At 49.0% G+C, this 12,898-nt stretch carries 11 protein-coding genes; 6 read left to right on the top strand and 5 right to left on the bottom strand.

From position 1 onward, the window contains the following. Positions 1–12 precede the first annotated feature (12 nt). The 5 genes from HMPREF0860_RS00820 to HMPREF0860_RS00840 all read left to right on the top strand — a co-directional run bounded on the left by HMPREF0860_RS00820 (position 13) and on the right by HMPREF0860_RS00840 (position 8,537). The gene (locus HMPREF0860_RS00820; RefSeq protein ID WP_021329951.1) at positions 13–894 is read left to right on the top strand and encodes a carbohydrate ABC transporter permease; all 882 of its coding nucleotides are present in this window, start codon (positions 13–15) and stop codon (positions 892–894) included. Between the two features lie 407 nt (positions 895–1,301). Next, entirely contained in the window at positions 1,302–2,234 is a 933-nt protein-coding gene (locus tag HMPREF0860_RS00825; protein WP_021329926.1) for a tetratricopeptide repeat protein, read from the top strand. A 103-nt stretch (positions 2,235–2,337) separates the two neighbouring features. Next, positions 2,338–5,040, top strand: a complete 2,703-nt coding sequence (gene greA, locus HMPREF0860_RS00830; RefSeq protein WP_021329918.1) for a transcription elongation factor GreA — start codon at positions 2,338–2,340, stop codon at positions 5,038–5,040. A 102-nt stretch (positions 5,041–5,142) separates the two neighbouring features. Continuing rightward, positions 5,143–7,590: a hypothetical protein gene (locus HMPREF0860_RS00835; protein WP_156002040.1), complete on the top strand. Its 2,448-nt coding sequence runs from the start codon at positions 5,143–5,145 to the stop codon at positions 7,588–7,590. After that, positions 7,587–8,537: an MBL fold metallo-hydrolase gene (locus tag HMPREF0860_RS00840; RefSeq protein WP_021329980.1), complete on the top strand. Its 951-nt coding sequence runs from the start codon at positions 7,587–7,589 to the stop codon at positions 8,535–8,537. Before HMPREF0860_RS00835 ends, HMPREF0860_RS00840 begins: the two co-directional genes overlap by 4 nt. A gap of 47 nt (positions 8,538–8,584) precedes the next feature. Here the strand turns inward: HMPREF0860_RS00840 and tpiA are convergent, their stop codons facing one another. Genes tpiA through HMPREF0860_RS13700 form a run of 3 tightly spaced genes read right to left on the bottom strand, consistent with a single transcriptional unit; the run spans position 8,585 to position 10,876 of the window. Beyond that, positions 8,585–9,334: a triose-phosphate isomerase gene (gene tpiA / locus HMPREF0860_RS00845; RefSeq protein WP_038082078.1), complete on the bottom strand. Its 750-nt coding sequence runs from the start codon at positions 9,332–9,334 to the stop codon at positions 8,585–8,587. Positions 9,335–9,387: 53 nt separating this feature from the next. Further along, positions 9,388–10,659: a phosphoglycerate kinase gene (locus HMPREF0860_RS00850; RefSeq protein ID WP_021329960.1), complete on the bottom strand. Its 1,272-nt coding sequence runs from the start codon at positions 10,657–10,659 to the stop codon at positions 9,388–9,390. A 52-nt stretch (positions 10,660–10,711) separates the two neighbouring features. After that, positions 10,712–10,876, bottom strand: a complete 165-nt coding sequence (locus tag HMPREF0860_RS13700) for a hypothetical protein (protein WP_156002043.1) — start codon at positions 10,874–10,876, stop codon at positions 10,712–10,714. A gap of 24 nt (positions 10,877–10,900) precedes the next feature. Between HMPREF0860_RS13700 and HMPREF0860_RS13105 the strand changes: the two genes are divergently transcribed. After that, complete coding sequence (locus tag HMPREF0860_RS13105; RefSeq protein ID WP_156002046.1) at positions 10,901–11,758, top strand: hypothetical protein; 858 nt, start codon at positions 10,901–10,903, stop codon at positions 11,756–11,758. A 134-nt stretch (positions 11,759–11,892) separates the two neighbouring features. Here HMPREF0860_RS13105 and HMPREF0860_RS00860 read toward each other — a convergent pair whose 3' ends face one another. Both HMPREF0860_RS00860 and HMPREF0860_RS13705 read right to left on the bottom strand, forming a co-directional pair. Next, on the bottom strand, positions 11,893–12,717 hold the full coding sequence (locus tag HMPREF0860_RS00860) for an Mrp/NBP35 family ATP-binding protein (RefSeq protein WP_021329946.1): 825 nt from the start codon (positions 12,715–12,717) through the stop codon (positions 11,893–11,895). A gap of 18 nt (positions 12,718–12,735) precedes the next feature. Continuing rightward, complete coding sequence (locus tag HMPREF0860_RS13705) at positions 12,736–12,894, bottom strand: hypothetical protein (RefSeq protein WP_021329981.1); 159 nt, start codon at positions 12,892–12,894, stop codon at positions 12,736–12,738. Positions 12,895–12,898: the final 4 nt, after the last annotated feature.

A 12,898-nucleotide genomic window follows, 5' to 3' on the forward strand; every position in this document is an offset into this window, starting at 1 on the left:
ATTGGAGTTGCTATGAATACAAATAAATATGTCGGAAGAGTCGGTATCGGAGAGATCGTCGCGTGGATAGCACTCTTTATCGTATTCTTTTTTACGATAACGCCCATTCTCTTTATGTTCGTCGCGTCGTTTATGGACGCCCGCCAAATTCTCGCAATGCCCTTCCGCTGGATCCCTTCCCGCGCGTATTTTACGAACGAAAACAGAACATTTTTAACGAATTTTATTAAAGCGATTTTCGGCAACAACCAAAATCCCATCTATATGCGTAATATTTTAAACTCGCTCATCGTCGCACTTTCGTGCGCGGCGACGACGGTTTTGCTCGCTTCTCTTTGCGGTTACGGACTTGCGAAATTCAAATTCAAATCGCGCAACCTCATCTTTATGTCGATCATGGCGACGATGATGATTCCGTTCGAAGCGATTATGATCCCTCTGTACATGGTCGCAACGAGCATGCGCATGATAAACACCTACCAAGGACTCATCATTCCCTTTCTCGTGTCGGCTTTCGGCGTCTTTCAAATGAGGCAATATCTCCTCACCTTTCCGACCGAATACCTCGATGCGGCGCGCGTCGACGGCTACAACGAATTCAACATCTACAGCCGCATCGTTTTGCCGAACTGCGGACCGGTCATAGCCACGCTCGGCATCCTTTCGTTTAGAAACCAGTGGGATAATCTTTTGTGGCCGCTCCTCGTCGCACAGAGCGAAAAGATGAAAACGATTCCGCTGTACATCACGAAATTCAGCGAAGAAAAACAAACCGATGAAGGCGCTATGATGGCGTGCGCGCTGCTTGCGTCGATTCCGATGTTTATACTCTTCGGCGCCCTGTCGAAATACTTTATCGGAGGAGCGGAAGTCTACGAATCGAGGAAAGGATAAAAAAAGCCGATAAAAAGCGCAGCACAAGAATTTTCTAACGGCCGCGTACTCGCGTCGGTAATTTTTTAAGTAATGAATAGTAAAAGTGCTGTCTTAAAACTCGGTTATTTTTTCGACAGCCCATCGAGTTTAAAATTAACTCGTTATATTGTAATGACTTAATTTTAAACATCGCATATAAGTTTTTGAACAGCCTCTTAATGACGCTTTCTGCCTCATGCTCTCACTCTAGTGCATTATCGATTTTTTAAACAGGCTCGGTAAAATTGATTTCCGTGAACTGACGGTTCAGGGGCTGTCAGGGGCTTGACAGATTTCGCTAAAGCGGGTATAAACATTAGTTTATTTTCGCTGCCAAACTATAATTGACTAAAAAAAATCGTTTTGCTATAATGAAAATTGTGGCTATGAAAATTCAAACGGAAGCCGGGCTCAAAAAAGTCATCGCCTGTATGGAACGCACCGATCCCGAACAAGCGCAAAAAATACTTGAAAATCTGTTTGAAGACGAATTCGACTGTACCGAGCTCGTGTTTACCGCCGACTGCTGCAATTTTTGGATTCCGTATATACGGCAGTTGGATGCTACGGAAAATGCGTTTGAACGCGGCGAAAGCCTCCTTTCCGATTGGAAACGGTTTCGCGCTTTTCTTTCGCGCAAAGCGAACGTATACCGTCCGGCGGTCGAAGCGATAGACCGCGGCGTTTTTTCGCTCGCCTTTGAAAATTACCGGCAGCTGTTCGACGAGCGCGATAACTCGCAAAAAGCGGAAATCTTCCGCAAAGCGGGTTTGTGCTGCAAAAAGCTCGGTAAATTCGAAGACGCGCAGGAATGCCTTACCGTCGCGAACAATGCGCAGCCGGGGCTTCCTTCGGTGCTCGCCGAACTCGCCGACTGTTTTGCGCTGTGCGGACACGAGCGGAACGCAAAAGTTCTGTTCCGCGAAGCGTTTTTTATCGATCCGGCGAAAATCGACGCGAGTTTTCTCGACTCGGAATTGATTCGGGTATTAATCGAAAAGACAGCGGAAAAAGGCTACACGGGTACGGCGCTCTTGCAGTGGATTCCGGTATACGGAGTGCTCTACGGCGTTTTTAATGTGCGGCGGGAACTTAAGCTGCAGGAGATCAGCAAATTAAAACAGGAAATCTACGCGATCGAAACGGAGATGAAAGATCCTTCATGCGATTCGGCGAATCTCACACCGCGCCTCATCAATCTGTATTTTTGGCTCATCGATCACTACCTCATGTCGGACGACAATTCGAAGCCGGTGAACGATACGCTGCTGAAGATAAAAATACTGGATTCGGGGATTTACGAACAGTACGTCAAATGAGGGGCAAAACGGCTGCCGATGCGGGCTATAAAACCGAGGATGTCTGAAGCGAAAACGGCACAAGTATTATTTATAAATTAATAATTTCGATAAGGAGTTTTGTATGGCAGATGAAAATCTCGTGACACAGGTTAAAAACATGCTCAAAGAGGAAACGTGGACACGGGCTGCGATCAGTAATTATACAAAGAACAATCTCACCGAACTCGCCGATATCGTGGCAAAAGCGCGGGAAGCCGGATGCGCCGACGAACTGCAGCAAATCTGCGACGAACACCTCGCGCACACGAAGGACAGCATCATCGCGCTGTACCTGTCGGGCATGGTGTCGCTCGGCAAAGGCGCGCTCGACAATTCTTCACTCGAAAACCTCGTCGACATCTTTCAAAAAAATCACAAAGAGAATATCGTCGTCTACCTCTGCGAAACGATCCTCGCCGATGACCCGAACAACAAATTCGCTCTTCGTACGCTCGCCGATTGTTTGCGCGCGGACAACAGCGACAAAGTGTGGGAACTCTACGAAAAGATCGTAAAGCTCGATTTCGAAGAAGCGGATTTGGCAAAGCTGCTCGCCGAACACGCAGAAGCGGCAAACGATACGGAAACGGCGATCGACTACTACAAAAAAGCGCACCTGCGCTATATTACCGCAAAAAACATGAACGCGGTAAAAGAAACGTGGTCGCGCCTCGTCCAGATCATTCCCGAAGAGATTGATTTTTTTATGCTCGCCAAACGGAAGATCGCAAAGACGATCAGCGAAGAGCGCAGCGCCGTCCTTATGCAGGAATTGTACACGTGGTATAAAGACAATAAAAAATGGGACACGGCGATCGATATCTTAAAGCAGATCCTCGAAATCGACCAGCACGATACGTGGGCGCGCAAAGAGCTCGTCGACTGCTATCGCGGAAAATACGAAGGACGGGCGCATCTCGAAGACTATATCCGCTCGTCAAATCTGTCGCAAAGTTTTCGCAACGTATTCGAAGCGCTCAACGACTTCGAAAAGCACATAGCCTTCGATGCGAAAAGCTACGTGTACCACCGCACGTGGGGCGTCGGTATTATCCGCTCGGTCGAAGACGATACGCTGAAAATCAATTTCGGAAAAAAATACGGAGTACGTCCTATGTCGCTCAAGATGGCCGTGAGCGCACTGCAGCCGCTGTCGAAGGATCACATCTGGGTACTCAAAGCGACAAAAAAGCACGAAGAGCTTGCCAAAAAAGTAAAGAGCGATAAAGAATGGGTGCTTAAAACGATTATTCAAAGTTTCGGCAACCGCTGCGATTTGAAGCGCATCAAAGCCGAACTCGTCGATGACGTTCTCGCTGCGGAAGAGTGGACGTCGTGGAACAACGGGGCTAAGAAAATCCTCGAATCGAATCCGCATTTCGGCGTCGACACGAACGATATCGATATGTATACGGTACGTGACCACGACGTGAGCAAAGACATAAAGCTCGCAAACGAATTCAAAGCGCAAAAGCAATTTTTTCCGCGAATCGATATATTTATGCGCTTTGTCGAAGACGACGAAACGGATAAAAGCGGCGAAACGTTCAACGAAATGCTCTCCTACTTTATCGGCTTTGTAAAATCGATTTCGCACGTCAACGAACAGGTCGTCGCTTCCTTTTTGACGATCCGAAAAATCAATATGCTCGTTCCCGCTTCGACATATCAAATCAAATTTACATTCAAGGATTTATACGACAAAATCGAAGAGCCGCGCAAAATGTACCTTTCGCTCAAAGATACGAAAAACACGACGCTCCGCGAAGATTTTATTAAAAACGTAAAACTGCTTTCCGACTGGGACAAACAGTACGTGCGCCTTTTCCCGACGGTGCTCAGCCGCTCCATGCTCACGTCTCTCATCAACGCCGGAAAGACGAATATGGTGCAGCGCCTCGCTTCCGATTCGTTTGACAATTTCAAAGACAACCGTCAAGCCGTTTTGTTTTTTTTCCGTGAATGCAGAGACGATGATTGGTTTAAAGACGCCGGCATTTCGTATGAAAAGCAGCTTATCGCGCTGATCAATATCGTCGAACTCACGTACCGCGAAATCAGCAATCACGTCAATACGACGGAAAATAAAAAGATCAATGCGGCCGCGATCGATCTGCTGTTCTCAGGCGACACGCTTATCGGCTATATGCTCGAAAACAACGAAGACACGGTAAAGCGTATGTACACGCTCGTCGCGGATATTGCAGACCTCGACCCTGCAAAAAAGGCGCAGCTGAGAAACAAGATTCTCGAAAAGTATCCCGACTTCAAATTTCAAGCGTCCGAAGAAAAAGCTTCGATGCAGCAGCGCGGCATGCTCGTTACGGCGAAAAAGCTCGAAGAAAAAAAAGCGCAGGAAGAGCAGATTCGTACCGTCGATATTCCGAAAAACGCCGAAGAGATCGGCGAAGCGCGTTCTCAAGGCGACTTAAAGGAAAACGCGGAATACAAAGCCGCCCGCGAACACCAGCATTTTTTGAACGAGCGGCTTAAAACGCTGCAAGAGGAAATCGGGCGTTCGGTCGTATTCGACCCGACGACGATCACGACGGCTTTCGTTTCGTTTTCAACGACGGCGACGCTGCACAACAACGAATCGAACGAAGACGAAACCTATACGATTTTCGGACCCTGGGAATCGGATCCCGACAACAACGTCATCTCGTATATGTCGCCGTTCGGCAATGCGCTCATGGATAAAAAAGTCGGTGAGCATGTCGTCTTTACGATCAACGATCACAATTACGATTACACCGTAAAAGAGATAAAAGCGGCGAAAGCGTAATCGAGGAAAATCGAGGCTGTCTCAAAACTCTGTTACTTTTTCGACAACCTCGCCCCCTTATGTAAAACCGCATCACGCTTTTCGGTGCGACATTTTAGACGTATGAAATATCGAAGACTATTGCCGCTCGCCCTTATCCCCCTCGCGGGGGCTTTTATCGTTTTTTTTTACGGTAAAAAAATAATCGGAGCACACATGACGGAAGGCACTTCATCGGTCAATACGACGGACGCAAAAAGACGGGCGGTTTCGGAAAGCGATATAAACGGAAACCTTCCGCGCCGCGTTTTTGTTGCAACGCTCACGCAGACTTTTTCGCGCGGCTGGGAGTTTTGCCTCTCGGACGGAAAAATCATGATAAAAAAAGCGGGAAGCGAAAATTGGGCGCTCTTTCAAGGGACGGGACTCCCCTTCCCGAAAAAACGGCGCATCGCACACGGCGAACGCTTCGACATACCGAAAAAAATCGTCGAAATCGCGGCCGACGACGATATGCTGCTCGCTTTCGACGACGAAAAAAAAATGTTCGTCTGCCCGATCGCGTCGAACCGCGTCGACAAAAAATTCGTGTGGACGAACGGTTTCGGCTGGCCGGAAAAAAAGCAGCTTGTGCAAAACGATCTCGTTGCACATAAGCGCGGCTGGGCGACCGGCACGAGGAGATCGAGCATTGAATGGTATACCGACCGCTTCGGTAACGAACACAATTGGGGAACGATGGGCGTTACGACCGTTTACTTTCTCAGCGAAAACGGACGGGAAATACGCTTTACCGATTCGGGGCTTCCGACCGATTTAAGCGATACAATCCTCGGCCCTGAGCGCGGCTCTTTTACCGCGCAAAACATCAGTGCGAGCGGTTCTACGCTTTTTCTCATCGGAGACGACGGCACGATGTACACGCGCCTCATCGATTACGACACGATGGGAAGCGACCCGATGTTTTTCAAATACACCTATGTCGCCGAAAAGCAGCGATACAAAGGCAGCGATTACCGTTCCAATTTTACGCGCTGGGGACTGCCGAACGAAGATTGGCGTAAACAGCCCGACATCAAGCTTTCGGGAAACGCGCGCCTTTCAAAATATATCTGCATATTTCAAAACGGCAAAGGAAACGATGCGCGCGTTCTTCGCGTTGCGGGTACCGATTCCGCGGGAAAAGCCGGTTTTTATTATAAAAATTTAACCGATTCCGAATGGCGCTTCGAGCCTTATCCGCTCGTCCTCTCCCCTGCGGCTTTTCTTTCGGGCGCAAAAGCGGAAGCCGAAAAGAAAAACGAATATTCGTATGTCGGCACCGTCGCTCAAAACGGCAAAACGATAAACGGCGTCATCTGTTCCGTAAGCGATATGACGCTTACGAGCGAGGGTTCGTGTACGCTCGCAGTGAAAAGCGGCGGCGAAGAAAAATCGATTCCGCTCTACCTCGTTACGATGTGGACGTATATGACGCGCTATAATCCGGTGTTCGACGGAACGCCGAAAAGTTTTTTCGCCACTCCTCATTTTTCCGAAGCCGATATTTCGGCACAAAACAAGACGTTCGATGCCCTCCTTCACGGCGCGTTCGGAGGTAAAAATCTCGATCTTTTTTCGGCTACCGCGACGGCATGGGGTCCCTACCTCATATTTACATTCGGAAAAAAACCGAACGAGTACACGATATCGCTCAGAGCGACAAAAGCTTCCGAAGCGGAGTTTAAAAAAGAGATGACGGCAAGCAGAGTACAAACGCAATCGCTCCGCATCCTCGATACGGCAAAGACGTATACGGCAAGCGACGTGCCGCTTCTCGACAGTATCAGACAAGAAAACGAAAACGCCATCGCAGAAGCCGACGCTCAGATGAAAACCTATCTCAAAGACGCCGCACGATCCGAGCTTTCCCGCTGGGGCTACAATATCTTCGATACGATCGCGGCGGTGACGATGTTGAACCGCGTGGACGTGCCGAAAATCAAAACGATGACATCCTTCGGCGGACAACTCATGGCACAGAATGCGGATAATTTCAAATTCATTTCCATGTTCGAACTGTACGCGAACCCGTATAAAATTTCGGCCGCGCAAAATATCATCGACGAGTGCACTTCGCTCAAAAATCGAATAGCCGAAACGGGCAGCGCGAAAACCGATCCGTTTTTTAAAAATACGTACGGCGAATACTTAGACGCGCTGCATATCCCCGACCTAACCTACGGCACCGTCACCTATAAAAAGAAACGCTACGAAACGACGATACGCAGAATAAGCGCATCGCTTCCCGCTTTGCGTATGGAATACGCCGACGAAACGAATGCGCAGTCCGTCATTATCGAATTCCCGTCGCTCATCGACGATATAAAAAAAGGGCGGGATCCTTTTACCGCCTCCGTCGTTTTCCGAGCGATTTCCGGAAGCGGTTCGGCTTTTATTAAAACCGGTATCCGCTCATACATCATGAGCAGAACGGGCACCTACACGTGGGACGGAAAAGAAGCGAAAATCGAAGTCAATAAATCCTTAAACAAGCGCCTTCCGTTGTTTGCAGGCATGGAACGCAAATGACACCTGACGATTCCGCAAAAACGGCTGACATACGGGAACTCATCCCCGACGTCTATGTAATTCCCGGCGGAACGAACGTCGGCGTCATACGCGTAAAAGACGAAAGCGGATGCGCTCTCTATCTCATCGATTCGGGAGGAAGCGAAAAAGACGCGCGTAAAATCGAAACGATTCTCAACGCTTATTTTACCGATTGGCATCTCCGAGCGGTCATAAACACGCATTCGCATGCCGATCATAGCGGCGGAAATGCCTATTTTGCAGAAAAAACGAAATGCGAAATATGGATGCCCTACCTTGAAAAAGGGAGTGTCGAAAATACGCTTTTGCAGCCTTCTCTCGCATGGGGCGGCTTTCCGCTTCCCGAACTGCGCGTATCCTATTACGTTCCCGCGCACTGCGAAGCGACACGCGTCATACGAGATGAAGAGTGCGTCGAGCTTTCCGACGGAAAAAAAATACGCTTTATCGCCCTGCCCGGTCACTATTTTGAAATGCTCGGCGTTATGTGCAAGACCCCCGACGGAAAGTCCGTGTTCTATGCAGGAGACGCTGTATTCGGCAAAAAATTTATCGCAAAGTTTTCGATCCCGTTTATGTTCGACGTCGCTTCTTTTTTGGATACACTCGAAAAACTCCGCTCCATACACGCGGACCAGTATGTGCCGAGTCACGGGGACGCCGTCACGCGGATTGACGAAACGGCGGAGATGAACCAAATCGCCGTTTTACAGACGATAAGCTGTATTATGAAGATTTTGAAAAAGAAGCCGCATACGGCTGAAGAATTATTAACCGAAGTTGCAAACGCAAACGGTATTTCGATGAAGCTTCCGCAGTACGTGCTCATCGGTTCGACACTCCGCTCCTTTCTCACTTCTTTGTATGAAAAAGGACGCATAACGTATGAAATCGCCGATAATAAAATGCTTTGGAAAGCAAGGTAGCTGTCCAAAACTGAAATTCTTGGACAGCTTTCCCCATGCAATTTTTTTTACAGAACGCAGATCGGAACGAAAGTGTCGGCTTTCAGCGCCGCCCCTCCGATGAGCCCTCCGTCGATATCCTTTTGAGAAAGCAGTTCGGCTGCATTTGCCGCTTTCATCGAACCGCCGTACTGAATGATCGTTTCGTCGGCGACTTTTTTGTCGTAGAGCTTTTCGATATGAGCTCTGCAAAACGCGTGAATCGCCTGCGCGTCTTCTGGCGTCGCGGTTTTTCCCGTACCGATCGCCCACACCGGCTCGTATGCGATCGTAACGCGCGCCATTTCGGCGGCCGTTACGCCTGAAAGTCCCGCATCGAGCTGGAACGCGCACACGCTTTCCGCCTTTCCTTCTTCACGTTCGGAAAGCAGCTCTCCGATGCACAGTACGACATCGAGACCGGACGCGAGCGCTTTGCGCACTTTTGCGTTGATGAGCATATCGCTTTCGCCGATTTCATGCCGCCGCTCCGAATGCCCGATGATCACCGCTTGAACTCCGATGTCTTTGAGCATTTCCGCCGACACTTCGCCCGTATGAGCTCCGTTTCCGGTAGAGGCGACATCCTGAGCGCCCAAAATAATATTGCTCCCTTTTACAACCTGCGAGACCGCATCGAGATAGACGAAGGGAGGAGCGATCATATATTTATTCGGTTTGCCTTTCAGCTGCTCAACCAAATCCTTTGCGAGCGCGACCGCTTCGGCTTTGCTCGTATTCATCTTCCAGTTTCCCGCAATATAATGTGGCCGTGCCATAAAAACTCCTGTAGAAAAATTAATAATTTCCAAACTCGCCGTTTATCGATAAATTATTTTTGTGCCAAAATCGCGATGCCCGGAAGCGTTTTTCCTTCAAGGAATTCGAGCGACGCCCCGCCGCCCGTGGAAACGTGGCTCATCTTATCGGCAAGGTGAAATTTATTGACCGCAGCGACCGAATCTCCGCCGCCGACTACCGTCATCGCGCCGCGAGATGTCGCTTCTGCGACCATGCGCGCAACCGCTTCCGTTCCTTTCGAAAACGCTTCGAATTCGAAAACGCCGACCGGCCCGTTCCAAATGATCGACTTCGCTTCTCCGATCGCCTTTTTATACAATTCGAGCGTTTTCGGTCCCACATCGAGCGCCATGAGATTGTCGGGGATATCGGCACTGTCGATCGCAACGGCGGAAGCGTTCGCGTCGAAGGACTCGGCGCCTCTGTGATCGACCGGCAAAATAATGTTTACACCTTTTGCTTTCGCTTCGCTTAATAATTTTTTCGCCGTATCGATAAAATCGTCTTCGACAAGCGATTTTCCGACGCTGTGCCCCTGCGCTTTCAAAAACGTATACGACATACCGCCGCCGATGACGAGCGTCGATGCGTTTTTCAAAAGGCTTTCGAGCACGGCGATTTTCGAAGAAACTTTCGCGCCTCCGATGATCGCGACCATCGGTTTCGGAGGATTGTGCAGCATCGGATCGAGATACTTCACTTCTTTTTCCATAAGAAAACCGCCGACGCATTCCGTCTTCATAAACTTTGCAATCGTCGCAGTCGATGCCTGATCGCGATGCGCGGTACCGAACGCATCGTTGACGAAGATGTCGCCGTAAGTCGAAAGCTCTTTCGCCATTACTTCGCGTTCTTCGGCCGTCTTTGCCGTCTCTTCTTTATGGAAGCGGACGTTTTCGAGCATCATAACCCCGCCTTCAGGCAGCGCGTCGACGGCGGCTTTTTGACCGAGCGCATCGGGCGCAAACGCGACGTGCGTACCGAGTTTTTTTTCCAAATACGCGGCAACGGGCGCCATGCGGTTTTTACCTGCGATGAATTTTTCTTTGTCCTCTTCGGTAAACGGCTTTCCCGCCTTTTCCGCTTTTTCGGCGGCTTTTTTTACGTCTTTCGCAGGATCGCCGAGATGGCTCATCAAAACGAGGCTTCGCGGCTTTTGCTCGAGAATGTATTTGATCGTCGGCAGCGCCGCCATAATGCGCGTATCGTCCTGAACGACGCCGTCTTTCATCGGAACGTTGAAATCGACTCTCATGACAATGCGCTTGCCTTTTAAATCCACATCTTTTACGGTTTTAATCATAGTGCCCCCTGCGGTATTGTTTCAAAAAAATTTTTTCGATTCGATTTTTTCATTATATATCTTCTCGGCGCAATATGCAATCGTATGGATGAATTGCTCCGTATGGACGAATTGCGTCATCTATTTCTTTGTGGAGATTTTTATCTTTTTGCGAAAAACATTTGAAATATGTAGGATTTCTACATAAAACAGTAACAAAACCATTGCCTTTTTTCATATAATTCGCTATTATATATGTGAAATGAAACGGATTCGAATAATGCTCCTATGTATTTTCGCGCTCGTTCTGCCGCTCGCCGCCCTCGACTCGGAAACGATTTCAGCCGATGCACAAAAGGAAATCGACGGCTTTATGACGCTGCGTATGAACCTCGCTTCCAGCGCTTCCCCCGAGGGCGCGCTTGCAAAAATCGAATCCTATGCCGCAGAGCATTTTTCCGACAGCGCGCTTGCTTCTTTTTCCGATGAAGAAAAATTGATCTTCGAAAATTTTAAAATCCTCGAACAGTACAATTATATGCGGCAAATTCCGTCGATGGAAGGCTCTCTCAAATCGCTCATACGCATGCAGTACGATAAAAACGACGCGTATTTTTCAGCGCACAAAAACGAAGCGATAAACAAATGGCTGTGGTGTACGGCGGCCGATATGCTTTCGTGCAATTTGAGCTATGCGACGGTCGGCGTCATCATGCACGACGGCATCGCCGTAAAAAAGTATTATCAAAAAGCGCTCGATGAAGACCCCGCCATGTCATACGCGCTCACGAATATCGCACAGTGGTATTATTTCGCACCGGCCATCGGCGGCGGGAGCAAAGCGAAAGCGGGAGAGTATTTCGAGCGCGCGGTAAGGGATGCGCGCACTGATGCTGAAACGTATTTTGCGAAGATTTTTCTTTCGCAGTTTTTGTTCGACGACAAAGCCCTTGAAGCCGAAAGCGCAAAGCTGCTCGACGAAGCGGACGCACTCCAAAGCGGCGGAAGCTATGTCGCGTGGATCAAAAAAGTCAATACGGCAGGCTATTCGCTTTTGCAGTACAACGCAAAAAAGATGACGAAAAGCGATATCGAAAAAAAACTTGCAAAACGAAATTGATTTAAAGAGAGCTTCGAAAAACCGAAGTTTATGGAAAACACTACTGTTTATATCGGCATACAAAAAGTTTAAAGGGGTCGTATCCTCCTTGCGGCCCCTTTTTTTATTTTAAAGAAAAAACGTACGCTCGGCTTTTACAGAGTGAGTATCATATCGATAGCCCGATCGACGTAATCGACGTTTAAGTCTTCGATCGTTCCCAAATCGATTGCAGCGGACGACTGTTCTTCTATCGGAATCTTCGCGAGCACCGGAAGGTTATAGTTTTTTGCGATCGCTTCGATATTGCTTTTGCCGTACACGTTGATGACTTCGCCGCACTTCGGACATTTGACATAGCTCATATTTTCGACAAGCCCCAAAATCGGAATCTTCATCATCTGCGCCATCTTGACCGCTTTTTCGACGATGACGCGCACGAGCTGCTGCGGAGATGATACGACGACGATGCCGTCGACCGGAAGCGATTGAAATACCGTGAGCGGCACGTCGCCCGTACCCGGCGGCATATCGACGAACATATAGTCGACGTCGCGCCAAATCACATCCGTCCAAAACTGCTTTACCGCGCCGGATATGACCGGCCCCCGCCAGATGACGGGATCGGTATTGCTCGCAAGGAGAAAGTCCATAGACATGAGCTGAATGCCGCCGTCCGTCGTTACCGGATGAATTATCCGTTCATCTCCTTCGGCGCGTGCCGAAGAGAGACCGAAAGCTTCGGGGATCGAAGGACCGGTTATATCGGCATCGAGGATTGCAGTATGTTTTCCTTTACGATTCATAGCACAGGCTAAAAGACAGGTGACGAACGACTTTCCGACACCTCCCTTCCCGCTTAAAACGCCGATCACTTTTTTGACGCTGCTGCCTTCGTGCAGCTTTGCGCGAAAATCCCGCTGCTCGCAGCTTTTGCCGCACGAGCTGCATTCGTTATTGCAATTTTGTTCTTCCGCCATCGTATGCCTCAATTTGGATTACGGCCGCTTTCCGAAAACCGCAGACGTTTTCCGCAACAGCCGTATGTATAATGTACTCATAAAAAACGGCGGCGTCAACTTCGGGGAGCGCCGATCGAACAGCTTTCCGAAAACCGTACCGTCGACTTCGGCAAATCGGAATTGAATATCGCGCATAATT

The sequence above is a fragment of the Treponema socranskii subsp. socranskii VPI DR56BR1116 = ATCC 35536 genome (genome assembly GCF_000468115.1).
In the GTDB taxonomy this organism is placed as follows: domain Bacteria; phylum Spirochaetota; class Spirochaetia; order Treponematales; family Treponemataceae; genus Treponema_D; species Treponema_D socranskii.

Bases quoted from the DNA above. Each gene is read 5' to 3' on its own strand.
- HMPREF0860_RS00820 (WP_021329951.1), top strand. From the start codon at position 13: ATGAATACAAATAAATATGTCGGAAGAGTCGGTATCGGAGAGATCGTC.
- HMPREF0860_RS00825 (WP_021329926.1), top strand. From the start codon at position 1,302: ATGAAAATTCAAACGGAAGCCGGGCTCAAAAAAGTCATCGCCTGTATG.
- greA (WP_021329918.1), top strand. From the start codon at position 2,338: ATGGCAGATGAAAATCTCGTGACACAGGTTAAAAACATGCTCAAAGAG.
- HMPREF0860_RS00835 (WP_156002040.1), top strand. From the start codon at position 5,143: ATGAAATATCGAAGACTATTGCCGCTCGCCCTTATCCCCCTCGCGGGG.
- HMPREF0860_RS00840 (WP_021329980.1), top strand. From the start codon at position 7,587: ATGACACCTGACGATTCCGCAAAAACGGCTGACATACGGGAACTCATC.
- tpiA (WP_038082078.1), bottom strand. From the start codon at position 9,334: ATGGCACGGCCACATTATATTGCGGGAAACTGGAAGATGAATACGAGC.
- HMPREF0860_RS00850 (WP_021329960.1), bottom strand. From the start codon at position 10,659: ATGATTAAAACCGTAAAAGATGTGGATTTAAAAGGCAAGCGCATTGTC.
- HMPREF0860_RS13700 (WP_156002043.1), bottom strand. From the start codon at position 10,876: ATGAAAAAAGGCAATGGTTTTGTTACTGTTTTATGTAGAAATCCTACA.
- HMPREF0860_RS13105 (WP_156002046.1), top strand. From the start codon at position 10,901: ATGAAACGGATTCGAATAATGCTCCTATGTATTTTCGCGCTCGTTCTG.
- HMPREF0860_RS00860 (WP_021329946.1), bottom strand. From the start codon at position 12,717: ATGGCGGAAGAACAAAATTGCAATAACGAATGCAGCTCGTGCGGCAAA.
- HMPREF0860_RS13705 (WP_021329981.1), bottom strand. From the start codon at position 12,894: ATGCGCGATATTCAATTCCGATTTGCCGAAGTCGACGGTACGGTTTTC.